The sequence below is a fragment of the Chromohalobacter sp. 48-RD10 genome (assembly GCF_029889785.1).
GTDB lineage: Bacteria > Pseudomonadota > Gammaproteobacteria > Pseudomonadales > Halomonadaceae > Chromohalobacter.
In genome coordinates this window covers 86574-105635 of sequence record NZ_JARANX010000004.1, presented here as the reverse complement: position 1 = coordinate 105635, position 19062 = coordinate 86574, and the positions used below count along the sequence as shown (strand labels likewise).

The window sequence follows — 19062 nt, the reverse complement described above, 5'->3', positions numbered from 1 at the left end:
CCCCACAACTACTAAGGGCCGCTCCCCTGAGCGGCCCTTAGCTATCATGCCTGTTCGGCGCGCGACTATAGCGGCCCGTAAACGTCCTTGATGCTGGTCAACGGATAATGTGCCGGATAGGGTTTGCGTGCCACGCCGCTATCTACCGCCGCTTGCGCCACTGCCGAAGCGACTCTGTCGAGCAACCGGGAATCCAGCGGCGTGGGAATGATGTAACCGCGCCCGAACTCCAGCGATTCGATGCCATAGCCATCCAGCACCTCGCGGGTCAACGGCTCACGCGCCAGGTCCTTGAGGGCATGCACGGCCGCCACTTTCATTTCTTCATTGATACGCGTGGCGCGAACGTCCAACGCGCCACGGAAGATGAAGGGAAAGCCCAGCACGTTATTGACCTGGTTAGGGTAATCGGAACGTCCGGTGGCCATGATCACATCATCACGAGTCTCGTTGGCCACGTCCGGATGAATCTCGGGGTCGGGGTTGGAGCAAGCAAAAACCACCGGACTTACCGCCATTCGCTCGAGCTGCTCGGGCTTGAGCAGGTTGGGACCGGACAGCCCCACGAAGACGTCGGCGCCCTCGATGGCATCATCCAGCGTACGCCGCGACGTCTCGGTGGCGAACATTCCCTTGTACTGGTTGAGATCGTCACGCTCACTGTGCACCACGCCTTTGCGATCGAGCATATAGATATGCTCGGCGCGAGCGCCACACGAGACCAGCAGATTCATGCAGGCGATGGCCGCCGCGCCCGCGCCCAGGCAAACGATCTTGGCATCTTCGAGGGGCTTGCCAGCAATATCCAGGGCATTGAGCAGCCCTGCGGCCGTGACGATGGCCGTGCCGTGCTGATCATCGTGGAAGACCGGAATATTGCACTGCTCGATCAACGCTTGCTCGATCTCGAAGCACTCCGGCGCCTTGATATCCTCGAGATTGATGCCGCCCCAGGTATCGGCGATACGTGCCACGGTATCGATGAAGGCCTGCGGGCTCTCGGCATCGAGCTCGATGTCCACGGAGTTGATGCCCGCGAAGCGCTTGAACAGCACGCCCTTGCCTTCCATGACCGGCTTGCTGGCCAAGGGGCCTAGATTGCCCAGACCAAGGATTGCGCTGCCGTCGGAGACCACGGCTACCAGATTGCCCTTGCCGGTATACAGATAGGCGTTTTCCACGTCCTTGGCGATTTCGCGACACGGCTCGGCCACCCCGGGGCTATACGCCAGGGCCAGATGTTTCGATGTCTCGGTGGGCTTGGTCAGTTCGACGGATAACTTGCCGGGAGTTGGCTTGGCGTGATACTCCAGCGCTGCCTGTCTTTTTTCGTCACTCATGAGCTTTTTCCAATCGTCTGCATGGAGGCATGATCGCCAGAATATAGAAAAAGACTTCGCCAAACAACTTGTGCCAAGTTCGCGACATTAAAGACTTTTAAGCGAACTTTTGAAGCAATTGCCATCCATTTATTGAAACTTATGCCCGACTAACCAGGCATAAAACAAACCTTATCAGAGCGTCGTTTTCGACTTTTCAAAAATAAAAAAACCCGCCATTTGGCGGGTTTCTCGAACGTCGGCGATAGCGCCTACATAACGGCTTCTTGAATCAGCCGCGCTTGATCGCTGCACCGAAACGCTTGTTGAAGCGCTCGACACGACCACCGGTGGTCGCCTGCTTCTGCTTGCCAGTGTAGAACGGGTGGCACTGCGAGCAGACATCCAGGTAGAAGTCGTCTTTGGCCGTGGAGCCCAGCTCGAAGGTCGCGCCACAGGAACAGGTGGCGGAGACCTTCTTGTATTCGGGATGAATCGCTTGTTTCATTTTGCTGCCTCACGCTATGGTGCGCCGCCACCTGGTCGATGCCAGGCACCGCACACGGGTTGATAAAGATGCAACCGATTGATTCGGCATGCGACCCTGACGATACTCGCCTTGGCCCACAGCCGAAGGGGCACATATTATAGCAGCGCCTTGACATCGCTGAAAAGGCACGTAGCGCCTGCAACGCCATGTGCCGCCACCCTTTCGGAGGACTCTTGTCGAGCACCGATCATACGCCGCGACTACTCAGAGTTGCCCTGCCCACGCCGTTGCGACGCCTCTTCGACTATCGCCCCTGTCGCGAGACTCCCGCCTGTGGTTGGCGCCCAGGGCTTCGCGTCAAGGTGCCATTCGGACGTCGCCAGCTCATCGGCGTAGTGGTCGAGTGCCCCGAACGCAGCGACGTGCCGGACGCACAGCTCAAGGCCGTGCTGGCGTGTCTCGACGATGCTCCCCTGCCCGGTGACTGGTGGTGGTTGTGTCGCTTCACCGCACGCTACTACCAGCATCCGCTGGGCGACACCATCACCCAGGCACTCCCTGTCGCCTTGCGCCAGGGACGGCCACTGCAGGCCCGTCACCAGGAGCGCTGGATAGCGCGCGACGGCGATACCGGCACGCTCGAACGCGCGCCTCGCCAGGCCGAACTGCTGGCGATGCTGCGCCAGCACCCACGCGGCTTGATAACTCGCGCGGTCACCGCGCAAGGCTTCACCCGCGCACAGCTCGAAGGCCTGCAGGCCAAGCATCTCGTCGAGTGCCACGAAGAGCGACTGACGACCACCGAGGAAGAATCCAGCTCGCAGCTCGCCGAACCCTCGTTGCCACTGACCCGCGAACAGGCGGGCGCCCTTGCCGAGATTCACGAAGGTCTCGAGCGTTATCATCCGTGTCTGCTGTACGGCGTCACCGGCAGCGGCAAGACCGAGGTCTACCTGCAGCTCATCGAGGCGGTGCTCGCGCGAGGCCGCCAGGCGCTGGTGCTCGTGCCGGAGATCGGCCTGACACCGCAAACACTGACCCGTTTCCGGCAACGCTTTCGAGTCCCGGTGGTCGCTCTGCATTCGGGACTCACCGACCTCGAACGTCTGGATGCCTGGGATGCCGCGCGTACCGGCCGAGCCCCGATCGTCATCGGCACCCGCTCGGCGGTCTTCACTCCCCTGGCCGCTGCCGGGGTGATCATCATCGACGAGGAACACGACGGCTCCTTCAAACAACAGGAAGGCCTGCGCTACCACGCCCGTGACTTGGCCATCGCCCGCGCCCACCGCGAGAACATCCCCATCGTGCTGGGCAGCGCCACACCAGCACTGGAGACCCTCGCCCAGGCCCGTAGTGGCCGCTACCGCCATCTGCGTCTGACGCAACGCGCCAACCGGCATGCCCCGGCACGTCTGGAGCTGACCGACCTACGCGGACGCCATCGTCAGGGCGGCTTGATCGCCCCCGCCATCGAGGCAATCCGCCAGACCCTTAACGCGGGCAACCAGGTGCTGGTTTTCATCAATCGGCGCGGTTTCGCTCCCTCTCTGGCATGCCACGCGTGCGGCTGGCTAGCCGAGTGCCCACATTGCGATGCTCGCATGACGCTGCACCGTCAGCCCCAGGAACTGGTCTGCCATCATTGCGACTTTCACCGCCCGCTGCCCGATGCCTGCCCGGAGTGCGGCAGTGGCGACCTGCGCCCACTGGGCAGCGGCACCGAACGCACCGAGGAAACGCTGGCCGCCTTATTTCCCGAGACGCCCGTGCACCGCATCGACCGTGACAGCACTCGGCGCAAGCAAGCCTTCGAGGAGATCCTGCGCGAGATTCGACGCGGCGAGCCCAGCCTGCTGGTCGGCACCCAGATGCTCGCCAAAGGCCATCACTTGCCGCATGTCACGCTGGTGGTCGTGGTCAACGCCGACGCTGGCCTCTACGCCAGCGACTTCCGCGCCCTCGAACACAGTACTCAACTGCTGGTGCAGGTCGCCGGTCGCGCTGGCCGCGCCGAGCATCCTGGACGCGTGCTGGTCCAGACCCTGCATCCCGACGACCCCAACCTGCGCCTGCTCGCCGACAGCGGCTATGAAGCGCTCGCCGGCCAACTGCTGGAAGAGCGTCGCCTGGCCGGCCTGCCCCCCTACCGCCATCTCGCCTTGGCACGTTTCGAGGCGGCACGCGAGACGCACGTCGCCGACGTCGCCGGCAACGCCGCCGAGGCGCTGCGTGAATGGCTGGCCGCCCAGGGATCGACCGTCACCTGCCTGGGCCCGGTACCTGCGCCCATGGAGCGCCGCCAGAACCGCTACCACATGCAAGTGATGCTCTCCGACACGCGACGCAGCAGCCTGCACCGCGCCTGCGCCTGGCTCGTGCAATGGCTGGAGAATCATCCCGATGGCCGACGCGTGCGCGCCTCGCTGGACATCGACCCGCAAACCTTGAGTTGAGCCACCCCCGACAGTGCGTCTGCCTCCGCCGGCGGGTATGGCGCGCTTGGGTTTAAAGGCGGCGGCCAATCGCCGATAATGACCGACCCAACGCTCTTAGCGCAGCCTGGCGCTCGCCGGCCTGTCGCGCGCCAGACACAGGACATCGGAATTTCATGAAAGAGACCATCATCGAGCTGCTCGAGGCCGCCGGCACGCAGCTCAAGCAGCAAGGCATTCTGCCCGCGGACACCCCGCTGACCGTCAAGGTCGAGCCTACCAAGGACAAGGCCCATGGCGACTACGCGAGCAACCTCGCGCTGACGCTGGCCAAGCCAGCCGGCCGCAAGCCACGCGAGCTGGCCGAGGCGCTGGTCGCAGCGCTGCCGGAAAGCACCGCCATACGCCAGGTCGACATCGCCGGCCCCGGATTCATCAACTTCTTCGCCGCCACCGAGGCCATCGCTCAGGTCGTGCCCAGCATTCTGGATGCTGGCGATACCTTCGGGCGCAGCCTGAGTGGCCAGGGCCAACAGGTGCAGGTGGAATTCGTCTCCGCCAACCCCACCGGGCCGCTACACGTCGGCCATGGGCGTGGTGCCGCCATCGGCGACTGTCTGTGCCGGCTTCTGGAAGCCACCGGCTTCGATGTCACTCGCGAGTTCTACTACAACGATGCGGGTGTCCAGATCCACAATCTCGCCCAATCGGTGCAGGCCCGCGTGAGAGGTCTCACGCCAGAGACCGCCGAGTGGCCCGAGAACGGCTATCGCGGCGCCTACATTGTCGATGTCGCCAAGGCGTATCTGGCCGGCGAGACGATTACTGCCGATGACCGAGAAGTCACCGGCAAAGGAGATGCCGACGATCTCGATGCCATCCAGGACTTCGCCGTTGCCTACCTACGTCGCGAGCAGGACCTCGACCTCAAGGCGTTCGGTGTCGCGTTCGATGTCTACTTCCTGGAGTCCTCGCTGTACAACGACGGCAAGGTGGACGCCACGGTGAAAGCGCTCGTTGACGGCGGCCATACATATGAAGAAGACGGCGCGACCTGGCTGCGCACCACCGACTTCGGTGACGACAAGGATCGGGTGATGCGCAAGAAAGACGGTGATTACACCTACTTCCTGCCGGACGTCGCCTACCACCACGACAAGTGGCAGCGTGGCTTCACCACCGTGATCAACGAGCAAGGCGCCGATCACCACTCCACGGTCACCCGGGTGCGGGCCGGCCTCCAGGCGCTGGAAACCGGCATCCCCCAAGTTTGGCCGGACTACGTGCTGCATCAGATGGTGCTGGTCACGCGCTCCGGGGTCGAGGTCAAGCTCTCCAAGCGTGCCGGCAGCTACGTGACCCTGCGCGATCTAATCGATGAGGTGGGCCGCGATGCCACCCGTTTCTTCCTCGCCGCACGGCGTGCCGATTCGCAGTTGACCTTCGATATCGATCTTGCCCGCTCACAGTCCAACGACAATCCGGTCTATTACATCCAGTACGCTCATGCGCGCGTGTGCAGCATGATGCGCCGCGCCGAATCCGACGCCAAGGCCTTCGATCATGCGCTGGGCATGCAGCATCTGAATCGGCTCGACACCGGGCAGGAGAAAGAGCTGATGAACCGCCTGGCACGCTACCCGGAAGTCGTCGAACGGGCCGCCCAGACCCGCGAGCCACAGCAGGTTGCCCAGTACCTGATGGACCTGGCCTCCGATTTCCACACCTGCTACAACGCGGTCAAAGTCATGGTCGACGACGATGAATTGCGCAATGCCCGATTGGCACTGGGCCTGGCCACGCGGCAAGTGCTGCGCAACGGCCTCGACCTGATGGGCGTCAGTGCACCCGAGGAGATGTAAGCATGGCTCGTCGCCCTGCCCAGAAAGGAAAAAGCAATTCTCGCGCTACGTCACGCGGCGCCACCAGTCGCAAGCGCCAGACCAAGTCATCGCGCGCGGGACTCCCTGGATGGCTATGGGGCGTAGTCGGCTTGATCGCCGGCTTCGCGCTCGCCCAATACTTCCAGCAGTCGGCCCCGGAACCGGTCGCCACGGTAATGCCCAAGTCCTCCAATAGCGCCTCGTCCGGCAGCGATTCGGCGGGTAATACAGGCGATGGCGCCTCATCAAGCGGTACTGCCAACGAGGACGCCGCCGAGTCGCGCATGCCGACCTTCGAGTTCTATACCTTGTTACCGGAATCGGAGGTCATCGCACCCAAGGTGGATAACACCGCAGTGCCCAGTCGCGATGGCGAGAGATCGCCGGACACCAGCGACGACCGTGCTGACGACCGTGCTGACGAGGTGGTGGCCGATCCTTCAGCCGATGGGCTCAAGTACATGCTGCAGGCGGCCTCGTTTCGCAAGGTCGCCGATGCCAAGCGTCTCGCAAGCCGGCTTCAGGATCTCGGACTGATCGCCAAGATCACCGAAGTGCAAACCTCCAACAACGAAACCTGGCATCGTGTTCAGGTCGGCCCCTACCAAGACACGAATGAGCTGACGCGCGCCCAGGATCTGATGGTGACACAAGGCATCGAGCCACTGCTGATCAAGCTGCAGAACTGAAGGAGTGACCGGGCGGCTTGATTTCCCTGTTTGCCGCCCGCATTACCGTAAGCACAATGGCATGCGTCGCCACCGTTTTATCGCCTGGGGGCCACAGGCGCCTCGGCAATCAAGTCATCGGGTGCCCGACACCCCACAAGGAGCTCCCATCCATGACCACGATCGTATCCGTACGTCGCGGCGAACATGTCGCCCTCGCCGGCGATGGTCAGGTTTCGCTCGGCAACACGGTGATGAAGGGCAACGCCAGCAAGGTACGCCGCATTCACCATGGCAAGGTGCTGGCCGGTTTCGCCGGCGGCACGGCCGACGCCTTCACCCTGTTCGAGCGCTTCGAGGCCCAGTTGGATAAGTACCAGGGACATCTGGTCAAGGCCGCCGTCGAGCTTTCCAAGGAGTGGCGCACCGACCGTGCCCTGCGGCGTCTGGAAGCGATGCTCGCCGTGGCCGACAAGAACGCTTCGCTAATCCTCACCGGCAATGGCGACGTCGTCGAACCCGAACGCGGAATCATCGCCATCGGCTCCGGCGGCCACTACGCCCAGGCCTCCGCACGCGCCCTGCTCGAGAACACCGAGCTCGACGCGCGCGCCATTACCGAGAAGTCGCTCGAAATCGCCGGCGATATCTGCGTCTTCACCAATCAAAACATCACCCTAGAGGAGCTGTGAGTCACGCTCACCGCTCCCGGGCAGCATAGGGCTTCGTCATGACACAGATGACTCCCCGCGAGATCGTCCACGCACTGGATCAGTACATCATCGGCCAGCAGGAAGCCAAGCGCTCGGTGGCCATCGCCCTGCGCAATCGCTGGCGCCGCATGCAGCTCGACGACAGTCTGCGCGGCGAGGTAGTGCCCAAGAACATCCTGATGATTGGCCCCACGGGGGTCGGCAAGACAGAGATCGCCCGCCGCCTGGCCAAGCTGGCCGGGGCGCCATTCATCAAGATCGAGGCGACCAAATTCACCGAAGTGGGCTATGTCGGCCGCGACGTCGAGTCGATCGTCCGTGACCTGGTCGAGATGGCCATGAAGATGGTCCGCGAGCAGGCCAAGGAAGAAGTCGCTCACAAGGCCGAGGACGCCACCGAAGAGCGCATTCTCGACGCACTTTTACCCCGGCCGCGCGGCAGCGAGTACGACCATGCCCACGACGACTCCTCGACACGTCAGACCTTCCGCAAGAAACTTCGCGAAGGTCAGCTCGACGACAAGGAGATCGACATCGAGGTCACGCCTCAAGGCGGTAATGTCGATATCTCTGCGCCGCCGGGCATGGAAGAGATGACCAATCAGCTGCAAAGCATGTTCTCCAACATGGGCAAGCAGACGTCGGAGTCGCGTCGCGTGACCGTCGAGGAAGCAAGGCGATTGCTGCACGACGAAGAAGCCGCCAAGCTTGTCAACGAAGAGCAAATCAAGAACCGCGCCATCGAGGCGGTCGAGCAGAACGGCATCGTCTTCCTCGACGAGATCGACAAGGTCGCCAAGGGGGGTGACTCAGGCAGCGGCGGCGATGTCTCCCGCGAAGGCGTACAGCGCGACCTGCTGCCGCTGATCGAGGGGTCGACGGTGTCCACCAAGCATGGCATGGTCAATACGGACCATATCCTGTTCATCGCCTCGGGAGCGTTCCACCTCTCCAAGCCATCGGACTTGATCCCCGAATTGCAGGGGCGCCTGCCGATCCGTGTGGAACTGCAAGCGCTGACGCCGGATGACTTCAAGCGCATCCTCACCGAGCCATCCGCAGCACTGACCCGACAATACCAGGCGCTACTGGCCACCGATGGCCTGGAGGTGAACTTCACCGATGAAGGCATCACGCGCATCGCCGAGATCGCCTGGCAGGTCAACGAAGGCACCGAAAACATCGGCGCCCGGCGTCTGCATACGGTGATGGAACGCCTGCTCGAGGAGCCATCCTTCCAGGGAGGCGACATGGCAAGCCCGCTGACCATCGATGCCGCCTATGTCGACGAGCAACTCGGCGAACTAGCCACCGACGAAGACCTGTCGCGGTACATTCTCTAAGACGCGGCTACGCCGCTCGAAGTCGGAAGACCGGCGCTTCGCGCCTCGGAAGAAGGAAGAGGAACCTCTACCCTGACGTACCTCTTCCTTCTTGCTTCTTCCGTCTTCCTTCTCACCGGAGGTGTTCATGTCCGCACCCGTTCCCACACGCATCCATTACCACAAGCAAGCTCGCGAGCTAGAGCTCGGCTATGCCGATGACACATCCTACCGTCTGCCGACGGAGCTGTTGCGCGTGTTCTCGCCCTCCGCCGAGGTTCGCGGCCACGGCCCGGACACCGCTGTCCTGCAGGTTGGCAAGAAGGATGTCGGCCTCCAGAACATCACCCAGGTCGGGCGTTATGCCCTCAAGCTGCACTTCGATGATGGCCACGACAGCGGCCTGTACAGCTGGGACTACCTCTATGAAATGGCCCACCATCAAGAGCAATGGTGGGCCGATTACCTGCGCCGTCTCGAGGAAGCCGGTGCCTCACGCGAGCCTTCCACCATCACCATCAAGGAGTTATAAGACACCCCGGCGTGGCGACAAACGCCGGGGCCGACGTTACAATACAACTCCACTTCCACGCACCGCGCGGGCACTCCACGCCTGCCCAAGGAAAGGTCATGGACAAGCGCACGACCCACTTCGGTTATCAGGAAGTTCCGATCGAGGAGAAAGCCGACCGGGTGGCGCAAGTCTTCCATTCGGTCGCCGCCCGCTATGATGTCATGAACGATCTCATGTCGTTCGGCGTGCATCGCCTCTGGAAACGCCTGACGCTCGAGCGTGCCGGTGTCCGCCCCGGCCATCACGTGCTCGATATCGCTGGCGGTACCGGCGACCTTGCGCTCAAGTTCTCGCGCCTGGTCGGTCCTCGCGGTCGTGTGGTCCTCGCCGACATCAACGCCTCGATGCTGCATGTGGGCCGCGACAAGCTGCTCGATAACGGTGTCGGCGACAATGCCGAATACGTGCAGGCCAATGCCGAAGCGCTGCCCTTCGCCGACAACAGCTTCGACTGCATCACCATCGCCTTCGGCCTACGCAACGTCACCGACAAGGAGGCCGCGCTGCGTTCCATGGCGCGCGTGCTCAAGCCTGGCGGCCGCCTGTTGATACTGGAATTTTCCAAGCCGGCGAGCGCTGCGCTGTCGCGCCTCTACGACGAATATTCCTTCCGCGTCTTGCCGCGTATGGGCGAATGGGTCGCCCAGGACGGCGAGAGCTATCGCTACCTGGCCGAATCGATTCGCATGCATCCCGATCAGGAAACCCTCAAGGCGATGATGGAAGACGCCGGGCTCGAACGTGTCGAGTACACCAACATGACCGGGGGCGTCGTCGCCCTGCACCGTGGCATCAAACTATGAGGCCGTCATGCCGGTGATGCTCACTCCCCTGCTGGCCAGCGCGGAAACGTTGATCAACGGGCTGCTGGCACACGATCCCGCTTCGCCCTCGCGCTTGGAACAGCTTGCCGGACAGTGCATATCGCTGCGTCTGGAACGCCCGTCCCTGGCGGTGCTGGTGTGTTTCGACACCCACGGCATCACCCTGCTCGCCCAGCACGATCCCGACGAGGCCGATAGCGACGTGGTCGTCGAGCTGGATGTCGAGACCCTGGGCGCGCTGCTGAGTGGCGAACGTGTCGAGGCGCTGATGTTCGCCGGGCGGCTGTCGGTGCGCGGACGCACACATGTACTCGAACGCGCCAGTCAGTTGCTCAGTGATCTGGAAATCGACTGGGAAGCCGAGCTCGCAAACTGGCTAGGCGACATGCCCGCGCATAGCCTGTCGCAAGGCTTGCGACGCCTGAACCGCTTCGGCCTGCGCACACGCGGCGAGTTGCGACGCGACGTGCATGAATACCTGACCGAAGAAGCACGGCTACTGCCCAGTCGTACGCAATGGGAGATCGCCCGCGAGCATCTGACGCAACTAGGCCTGGCCACCGACCGACTCGAAGCGCGCCTGGACCAGCTGGTCCGCGAAATCGAACGTCGCCGACAGGAGGAGCACGCGTCGTGAGTTTGCGGTTGTTTCGTATCGGCTGGGTGATCGCGCGTTTCCGCCTCGACACCCTGATTCCCGCAGCGCGCCTCCCCGGCATACTGCGCGTGGCGATGAAGCTCTCGCCACTGCGCTTGCTGCCCACCGGAGCGCATACTCGGGGCAAGCGCCTACGCCTGGCGCTCGAAGACCTGGGCCCGATTTTCGTCAAGTTCGGCCAGATGCTATCCACCCGCCGTGATCTTCTACCGCCGGATATTGCTGACGAACTCAAACGTCTACAGGATCAGGTACCGCCGTTTCCCGGCGAGCAGGCCCGTGCGCTGGTAGAAGAAGAACTCGGCATGGACATCGATGCCGCCTTCGCCGAGTTTACTCGCGACCCGCTTGCCTCGGCCTCGATCGCCCAGGTGCACGGCGCGCGCCTGCACAGCGGCGAAGAGGTAGTGGTCAAGATCATTCGCCCCAACATCGATGGCGTGATACGCAAGGACATCGGCCTGCTGTATACCTTCGCGCACCTGCTCAAGCGTGTTCCCGAAGCCAAGCGTCTACGTCCCGTCGAGGTCGTTGCCGACTACGAGGCCACGCTGTTCGATGAACTGGATCTGCACAAGGAAGCGGCCAACACCTCGCAACTCAAGCGCAACTTCCGCGATTCGCCGCTGCTTTACGTGCCGGCGATTCACTGGTCGCTGACACGCAAGCAGGTAATGGTTCAGGAGCGTATCCACGGCATTCCGGTGGCCGACATGGACGCCCTGCAAGCGGCCGGCATCGACTTGCGCCGACTCGCCGAGCGCGGTGTGGAGATCTTCTTCACCCAGGTGTTTCGCGATAACTTCTTCCATGCCGACATGCACCCCGGCAATATCTTCGTGTCCGCCGACAATCCGCACGATCCGCAGTACATCGCCATCGATTGCGGGATCGTCGGCAGCCTGACCCGCGAGGACCAGGATTACCTGGCCCGCAACCTGCTCGCTTTCTTCCGCCAGGACTACTACGAAGTCGCCGTATTGCACATCGAATCGGGCTGGGTCGGCGAGGACACCCGCGCCAACGAGTTCGCCGCCGCCATTCGTGCGGTCTGCGAGCCGATTCTCGAGAAGCCGCTCAAGGACATTTCCTTCGGCCAGGTGCTGCTGGGGCTGTTTCAGACCGCGCGGCGCTTCAACATGGAAGTCCAGCCGCAGTTGGTGCTGTTGCAGAAAACGCTGCTCAACATCGAAGGGCTCGGCCGCCAGTTGTACCCGGACCTGGACTTGTGGAGCACCGCCAAGCCTTACCTGGAACAGTGGATGAAGGAGCGCGCCGGGCCACGCGGCTTCTGGGACGCCTTGACCAAGCACGCGCCCGAACTCTCGCGACAGTTGCCCGAGCTGCCCGTGCTAGCCCACCAGGCCCTCACCCGCAATGAAGACAGCCACCGCCAGCAGCGCCAGCAAACCGAGGCGCTCAATGCCTTGCGGCGGCGCTTGCGCGGTGCCGGAACACGGGCGCGACGGCTACGCTTCGGAACGCTGTTGGTTGCCATCGCTTTAGCTTGGCAGCCTCTCTGGGAATGGGCGCATAATCAGCCCTGGCCAGTGCTCACCGCCGCCGCGCTCGGCCTGCTATTGATTGCCTGGCGTTAACATCCCCTCTCAGCGCGCAATGTTGCTGCTATCATCTACCCATCATCCTCTTTGTCTCGGAACCGTCACATCATGAGTGATACGCTTTCCCAGCTATCGGACGTCCTGGCCGCACGCCGCCATGCCGCCCCCGACAGCTCGTACGTTGCCAAGCTCCATGCCCAGGGCCTCAACAAGATCCTGGAGAAAGTTGGTGAGGAGGCTACCGAAACCCTGCTTGCCGCCAAGGATGCCGAACACGGCGACGATAAAACGCGTCAGGCATTGGTCGCCGAAACCGCCGACCTGTGGTTTCATAGCCTGGTGATGCTGTCGCATCTGGACATCGATCACCAAGCCGTTCTGGACGAGCTGGCCCGTCGCTTCGGCGTCTCCGGCCTGGACGAGAAGGCGGCACGACAATCACGCTAATCGGCTCGGCCACATCCGAGCATGAAGGAGAGCTCCCATGTTAGGTGGAATCAGTATCTGGCAACTGCTGATCGTTCTCGGCATCGTCATCCTGATCTTCGGTACCAAGAAGCTCCGCAACCTCGGCAGCGACCTGGGAGGCGCCGTTAAAGGCTTCAAGAGCGCCGTCGGCGAAGAGGAACAGCAAAAAGCGCAAGACGACGAGGACACGAGGCAGCAGCGTGTCGAGCATGAGGCAAACGACGAGACGCTCGACACCCAATCGAAAGCCTCTCCATCGTCCAAGGCCGACGAAACCTCCGAGCGGAAGTAACCGCCATGTTCGATATGGGCTTTCTCGAACTGATGATCATCGGTGTCGTGGCCCTGTTGGTGCTAGGGCCCGAGCGTCTGCCCACGGCGGCGCGCACCGTGGGCCTATGGATCGGCAAGATCAAGCGCACAGTGTCCGGCATGCAGCGTGAAATCAACGCACAGCTGGAAGCCGAGGATCTGCGCCAGAAGCTCAACGAGCAACAACGCAAGCTCGATGCCGGTCTGCACAAGGTCCGCGACGGGGTCGAACGCCACGCCGACGACACCGATACGCATCACGCCAGATCACGCCGGGACCCGGCGGCACCTGGACCGGATGATGACGCCTCGGCGGCACGTCCTGCCACCTCCCGTGAAACACCCGATGCCTCGTCCGCCAAGGATTCCAACACCCCATGAGCGATACATCGTCTCGCGAGCCGGAGGAGCACGCCCAGACACCCCTGGTCGAACACCTGATCGAGCTGCGCTCGCGGCTAGTCAAGGCGGTAGCCGTGATCGTCGCCATCTTCGCGGCGCTTTACGCCTTCTCCAATGACATCTACAGCTTCGTTGCCGACCCGCTGATGGCGCTCTTGCCAGAAGGCGCGCAGATGATCGCCACCGAGGTGGCCTCACCGTTCCTGGCGCCTTTCAAGCTGACGCTGTTCACGGCCTTGTTCATCGCCGTTCCCTTCGTGCTCTACCAGGCCTGGGCATTCATCGCGCCGGGCCTCTACCGGCACGAGAAGACGTTGGCATTTCCCCTGCTCGCCTCGAGCATCCTGTTGTTCTACGGCGGCGTGGCCTTCGCCTATTTCGCGGTCTTCCCCCTGTTGTTCGACTTCTTTGTCCACACCGGGCCGGAGAACGTCACGGTCATGACCGATATCAATCAGTATCTCAATTTCGTGCTCAAGCTTTTCTTCGCCTTCGGTGCGGCCTTCGAGATTCCCATCGCCACTTTCCTGCTGATCTGGACCGGCGCGACCAGTGTCGAGAGTCTCGGCAAGAAACGCCCCTACGTGCTCGTCGGCTGCTTCGTGGTCGGCATGCTGATGACACCCCCGGATGTGGTCTCCCAGAGCCTGCTCGCCGTCCCCATGTGGCTGCTGTTCGAGATCGGCATTCTCTTCGGCCGCCTGGTTCCGCGTCGCCGGCACGACACTGATGACGAGTCACATAGCGAAAGCTGATATCCCGATAGGTGGACCGCTCTTCTAGCCCGCCGCCACTGTCATATATCTGTCACAAAGGAGCGTCATACTGTCGCCCCAATAGTTGGTCACCCCCGACGACAGGGAGCTCATGATGGACGGTACGCGCTCTTCCGATGTTCCCCTCGGTAGCGACAACGTCACCTCTCAGGAGGGCGGTGAAACACCCCCGCTTCGCGTCAACCGCACGCGCACGGGCATTCACGCCAAGCCCGCGCCATCCCCCGGGGCCGATCTCGACGATCCAGTACTGTACTTCAACCGTGAGCTCTCGCACCTGCAGTTCAATATCCGTGTACTCGAGCAGTCCCTGGACCCTTCGCATCCGCTGCTCAACCGGCTGATGTTCCTGCTGATCTTCTCTTCCAATCTGGACGAGTTCTTCGAGATTCGCGTGGCCGGACTCAAGCATCAGATCGCCCTGGCCCGCGAGGAAAGCGGCGCCGATGGCATGCCGCCACGCCAGGTGCTGACCGAGATATCGCGCATCGCCCACGAGCAGGTCGAGCGGCAATACCACATCCTCAACGAGACGTTGATTCCCGCGCTCGAGGAACAGGGCCTACGCTTCCGGCGCCGTACGCAGTGGACCGAGGCCCAGGCCGATTGGGTACGCGAGTATTTTGCCGAGGAGATCATGCCGGTGATCAGCCCCATCGGCCTCGACCCTTCGCATCCCTTTCCGCGCCTGGTTAACAAGAGCTTGAACTTCATCGTCGAACTCGAAGGCACCGATGCCTTCGGTCGTGAAGGGGGACTTGCCATCCTGCCCGCACCACGCTCGCTGCCACGCTTGATGCGCCTGCCACGCGAGCTGAGCGAGGCTGGCTATACCGAATATGTCTTCCTGTCGTCGATGATCCACGCCCATGCTCAGGAGGTATTTCCCGGCATGCAGGTGCGCGGTTGCTACCAATTCCGCCTGACGCGCAACGCCGATCTGGCCGTTGACCCCGAAGACGTTTCGGACCTGGCCTCGGCCTTGCGCGGGGAACTGCTGGCACGACGCTATGGCAGCGGCGTACGCCTCGAGGTGGCCGATAATTGCCCCGACCGGTTGACGCACTTCCTGCTCACCCAGTTCGAACTCGAGGCGGCGGATCTGTACCGCGTATCCGGCCCGGTCAACCTTACCCGGCTGATGTCGGTACTCAGCGACGTCGACCGCCCCGATCTTTTGTATCGCACCTTCACGCCCGGTTTACCGCGTCAGGTCAAGAGCGACGTCAGCCTGTTCTCGCAGATCGCCCAGAACGACATTCTGCTGCACCATCCCTTCCAGTCGTTTGCACTGATCGAGGACTGGCTCCAGGAGGCCGCCAGCGATCCGGACGTGCTGGCGATCAAGCAAACCCTGTACCGAACCGGCGCCGATTCGCCCATCGTTAGCGCCCTGGTCGATGCCGCACGCAACGGTAAGGAAGTCACCGTGGTCATCGAGCTGCGGGCGCGTTTCGACGAGGCCGACAACCTCGCGCTGGCATCGCGTCTTCAGGAAGCCGGCGCCATCGTCATCTACGGCGTCATGGCCTACAAGACCCATGCCAAGATGCTCCACATGGTCCGCCGTGAACGCGGTGCGCTGCGCTACTACGCGCATCTAGGCACCGGCAACTATCACTCCAAGACCGCCAAGTTGTACACCGACTACAGTCTGCTCACTGCCAACGAGACGCTGTGCGAAGATGTTCACAAAGTCTTTCAGCAGCTCTCGGGAATGGGCAAACCGCGTCAGATCGATACGCTCCTGCACGCGCCGTTCGTGCTGCACGACCGCCTGGTGTCGATGATTGATCGCGAAGCGCGCTACGCGGAAAAGGGTCACAAGGCACAGCTGATCATCAAGTGCAATTCGTTGACCGAGCCGCAGCTGATCCGCGCGTTGTATCGCGCTTCGCGCGCCGGCGTGCAGTGCGACCTGATCGTTCGCGGCATGTGCTGCCTGCGCCCCGGGATCGAAGGAATCTCCGACAATATCCGGGTGCGCTCGATCATCGGCCGCTTCCTGGAGCACACCCGCGTTTTCCACTTCCACAATGGCGGCAAGCCCGAAACCTGGTGCTCCAGCGCGGACTTCATGGAGCGCAACATGTTTCGCCGCGTGGAGACCTGCTTCCCACTGCTCGACAAGAAGCTCGCCCAGCGCGTGCGCAAGGACCTGACAACTTACATGGTAGACAACTGCCAAAGCTGGGAGCTACAAACCGATGGTCGTTATCGCCTCCTCGACGCCGGCGATGCCGAACCTGTCAGCACCCAGGAAACCCTGCTCTACGCCTACGCCGCCAAGCCCTGACCTCGAAGCTCGAAGCTCGAAGCTCGAAGCTCGAAGCTCGAAGGCAGCCTAAAACAAAACGCCTCCGCCGCAATAAGCGACGGAGGCGTTGTTTCTTTTCAGCGTCCAGCCAAGTAGCGGCGCTTGTATCGCTTTCAGTTATACCCCGACCTGGCCACCATCGTCTTTCTGGATCACGACCGTGGCCGCCCGTGGACGCACGTTGTCAGCGGCAGCGCGCGTGGCATCCTGCGTCGCGGCATCGGGGTTCGCCGGCCAATTGCCGGGGTGCTGGATATTGATAAATAACGCTGTCTTGTCGGGCGTAGCGAAGATCCCCGTTACTTCGCAGCCATTGGGGCCGACCGCGAACCGCTTGAGATGCTGCTGATTGCCGGCATCCACCACCGAGGCTTGGCCACTATCGTGTGATAAGGCATTCGGCACCACCGCCAGCACTTGGTCGTTGGTCTGCTCGGCGACGCCATCGTAGCCATTATCGGTCTCGATCCAGAGGATGCCCTGGCCATCGCCCCGCGCGTCATACCACAGTCCATCGGGGCTGGCGAACTGGTTATGTTCGGTCAGCCCTGAGAGGTTGGTCGTGTCGTCCGCGGCGGCACCGAACACGAACACCTCCCAGTCGAAACGCGTGACATCATCGCCTCGCTCCCGCCAACGCAGAATCTGACCACTTTCGTTATCGGCCCGTGGATTGGCGGCATTGGTGGGAGCCGTGGCATAGCCAGCACCCGCAGCATCGATATCGCCGCCGTGGGTGTAGGTCGGCTGAGTATTCTCCGCTGTACGGTCGGCGTTGTTGGTCAACGTCATGTAGACCTCACCGGACACAGGGTCGACGGTCCCCCATTCGGGACGGTCCATCGGCGTAGCACCGAGCAGATCGGCGGCGTCGCAGGTATGCACGATGACGCCTGCCCGATCGTCCTCCGCCAGCGATAGGGCCTGCGCCAGCGTGCGCCCGTCTGCCACGCGCGCATCCGGTTCGAGGGGCAGCCACTCACCACTGCCATCGGCGTTGAATCGCGCGACGTAGAGCGTGCCTTGGTCCATATATTTGGCGCCCAAGGCCAAGCGATCGTAACCCTCACCGGGACGATTGGCATCCGTCGGATCCCATTTGGCATCGGAGACGAACTTGTAGATATATTCATTGCGCGAGTCGTGCCCGGAGTAGAAAACTACCGGCTCTCCCGCGGTTAGTTTGCCAGGCCAGCAGCCCTCGTGGCGAAAGCGTCCCAGCGCGGTGCGCTTCACCGCCCGGGATTGACCAGCGTAGGGGTCGATCTCCACGACATAACCGAAGGTGCGTGTCTCGTTACGATAGTCGTTCCGAGGCTCCTCACCCTGCGGTGTGACATCGAAACGCGCGAACTCGTCCTCGCGCTCGCCATCGGTGCCGGCGGCGGTCTCCCAGCCATAGCGGCCGCGTTCGGTGGGCAGCCCCAGGCGCGCATCATCGATATTCAACTCGCCTCGGTTGACGAAGACCTCAGGCCAGTTTTCCTCGCAGGTCAGGTAGGTGCCCCATGGCGTGAAGCCATTGGCACAGTTGTTGTTGGTGCCTCGCGTGCGCGTGCCATCCGCTGAATAACGGGTTCTGACATAGTCGCTGCCGGCCACGGGCCCTGCCAAGTCCATCGGCGTAGCGCTGGTGAAGCGGCGATTGTGGGCGTCGCCGAGCACATGTACCCAGTGGCCATCTTCCTGCTTGCGAACCCGCACGATGGTGACGCCATGGGCGTTGATCTCGGTGCGCACCTCGTCGGCGGGACGCTGGCCTGCATCGGCATTCGTCGGCCCACCGCGCGGCGCCCAGAGCGCCTTCTGGTCGATGTACTCGTTGTTGAGGGCCAGCAGGAAGTCTCGCGAGGCATTATCCTTGCCCAGCGGGAAGGCATGCATGCCGTCGTGATGCATCCCCACGCTGCGGGCCTGTGTCTCGGCGGTCATCTCCTGCTCGTGATGCCAAGTCGGCCCTTTCTCATCCAGCGGCGTGCCCCAGGGAATCAACACCTGGGCGGTATAGCCCTCGGGCACTACCACGGCATCAGTGCGCGAGCCACGCAGCGATTCGAATGCCAGCGCCAGCGGCGTCTTCTGGGCACCGCTTTCCTGCGCCCTGGCCATATTGAGACCGCCGAAGCCACCCAACATACCCAAGGCGGCCAGGCTCAGGCCGCCGCGCATGATGTCGCGTCGCGACACATGGCGTGCCATCACCGATGAAAACGGCTCGTTATTGCTAGGATTCAGGTTGCTGTGATTCTCGATTTCCTTGCTCATGGTCTCTCCTCACGGCGATCGACCGACAGGATCGTCGGGCACAAGTTATATGTGCCTTACCTTAGAGAGACGAT

General features: G+C 62.5%; 17 protein-coding genes. 14 read left to right on the top strand and 3 right to left on the bottom strand.

Annotation, left to right across the window (positions count from 1 at the left end):
- Positions 1–65: 65 nt before the first annotated feature.
- Entirely contained in the window at positions 66–1340 is a 1275-nt protein-coding gene (locus OP496_RS06760) for a malic enzyme-like NAD(P)-binding protein (protein ID WP_280562748.1), read from the bottom strand.
- A 271-nt stretch (positions 1341–1611) separates the two neighbouring features.
- Positions 1612–1827, bottom strand: coding sequence for a 50S ribosomal protein L31 (gene rpmE / locus OP496_RS06755; RefSeq protein ID WP_280562747.1), 216 nt, complete (start codon positions 1825–1827; stop codon positions 1612–1614).
- A 215-nt stretch (positions 1828–2042) separates the two neighbouring features.
- Between rpmE and OP496_RS06750 the strand changes: the two genes are divergently transcribed.
- The 14 genes from OP496_RS06750 (at position 2043) to ppk1 (ending at position 16702) form a co-directional block, all read left to right on the top strand.
- On the top strand, positions 2043–4265 hold the full coding sequence (locus OP496_RS06750; RefSeq protein WP_280562746.1) for a primosomal protein N': 2223 nt from the start codon (positions 2043–2045) through the stop codon (positions 4263–4265).
- 155 nt (positions 4266–4420) lie between these two features.
- On the top strand, positions 4421–6106 hold the full coding sequence (gene argS / locus OP496_RS06745; RefSeq protein WP_280562745.1) for an arginine--tRNA ligase: 1686 nt from the start codon (positions 4421–4423) through the stop codon (positions 6104–6106).
- 2 nt (positions 6107–6108) lie between these two features.
- Positions 6109–6816 carry an SPOR domain-containing protein gene (locus tag OP496_RS06740; protein ID WP_280562743.1) on the top strand — a complete coding sequence of 236 codons (708 nt, stop codon included), beginning with the start codon at positions 6109–6111 and terminating at the stop codon, positions 6814–6816.
- Positions 6817–6968: 152 nt separating this feature from the next.
- A complete protein-coding gene (gene hslV / locus OP496_RS06735) occupies positions 6969–7487 on the top strand; it encodes an ATP-dependent protease subunit HslV (RefSeq protein WP_040239597.1) in 519 nt (172 codons plus the stop codon).
- A 38-nt stretch (positions 7488–7525) separates the two neighbouring features.
- Entirely contained in the window at positions 7526–8851 is a 1326-nt protein-coding gene (hslU, locus tag OP496_RS06730; protein ID WP_280562742.1) for an ATP-dependent protease ATPase subunit HslU, read from the top strand.
- A gap of 127 nt (positions 8852–8978) precedes the next feature.
- Positions 8979–9362, top strand: coding sequence for a DUF971 domain-containing protein (locus OP496_RS06725; protein WP_280562741.1), 384 nt, complete (start codon positions 8979–8981; stop codon positions 9360–9362).
- A 98-nt stretch (positions 9363–9460) separates the two neighbouring features.
- Complete coding sequence (gene ubiE, locus OP496_RS06720; protein ID WP_280562740.1) at positions 9461–10207, top strand: bifunctional demethylmenaquinone methyltransferase/2-methoxy-6-polyprenyl-1,4-benzoquinol methylase UbiE; 747 nt, start codon at positions 9461–9463, stop codon at positions 10205–10207.
- Positions 10208–10214: 7 nt separating this feature from the next.
- Positions 10215–10865: an SCP2 sterol-binding domain-containing protein gene (locus tag OP496_RS06715; RefSeq protein ID WP_280562739.1), complete on the top strand. Its 651-nt coding sequence runs from the start codon at positions 10215–10217 to the stop codon at positions 10863–10865.
- A complete protein-coding gene (gene ubiB, locus OP496_RS06710) occupies positions 10862–12484 on the top strand; it encodes a ubiquinone biosynthesis regulatory protein kinase UbiB (protein WP_280562738.1) in 1623 nt (540 codons plus the stop codon). The genes OP496_RS06715 and ubiB overlap by 4 nt, the downstream gene beginning before the upstream one ends.
- A 72-nt stretch (positions 12485–12556) precedes the next feature.
- Positions 12557–12895 (top strand): phosphoribosyl-ATP diphosphatase, encoded by a 339-nt coding sequence (locus OP496_RS06705; protein ID WP_280562737.1) that lies wholly within the window; start codon positions 12557–12559, stop codon positions 12893–12895.
- Between the two features lie 37 nt (positions 12896–12932).
- Positions 12933–13208 (top strand): Sec-independent protein translocase subunit TatA, encoded by a 276-nt coding sequence (tatA, locus tag OP496_RS06700; protein ID WP_280562736.1) that lies wholly within the window; start codon positions 12933–12935, stop codon positions 13206–13208.
- A 5-nt stretch (positions 13209–13213) separates the two neighbouring features.
- Complete coding sequence (gene tatB / locus OP496_RS06695) at positions 13214–13609, top strand: Sec-independent protein translocase protein TatB (RefSeq protein ID WP_280562735.1); 396 nt, start codon at positions 13214–13216, stop codon at positions 13607–13609.
- Positions 13606–14385: a twin-arginine translocase subunit TatC gene (gene tatC, locus OP496_RS06690; protein WP_280562734.1), complete on the top strand. Its 780-nt coding sequence runs from the start codon at positions 13606–13608 to the stop codon at positions 14383–14385. The genes tatB and tatC overlap by 4 nt, the downstream gene beginning before the upstream one ends.
- Positions 14386–14500: 115 nt before the next feature.
- Positions 14501–16702, top strand: a complete 2202-nt coding sequence (ppk1, locus tag OP496_RS06685) for a polyphosphate kinase 1 (RefSeq protein ID WP_280562870.1) — start codon at positions 14501–14503, stop codon at positions 16700–16702.
- Positions 16703–16840: 138 nt separating this feature from the next.
- Here the strand turns inward: ppk1 and OP496_RS06680 are convergent, their stop codons facing one another.
- Complete coding sequence (locus tag OP496_RS06680) at positions 16841–18988, bottom strand: PhoX family phosphatase (protein ID WP_280562733.1); 2148 nt, start codon at positions 18986–18988, stop codon at positions 16841–16843.
- Positions 18989–19062 lie beyond the last annotated feature (74 nt).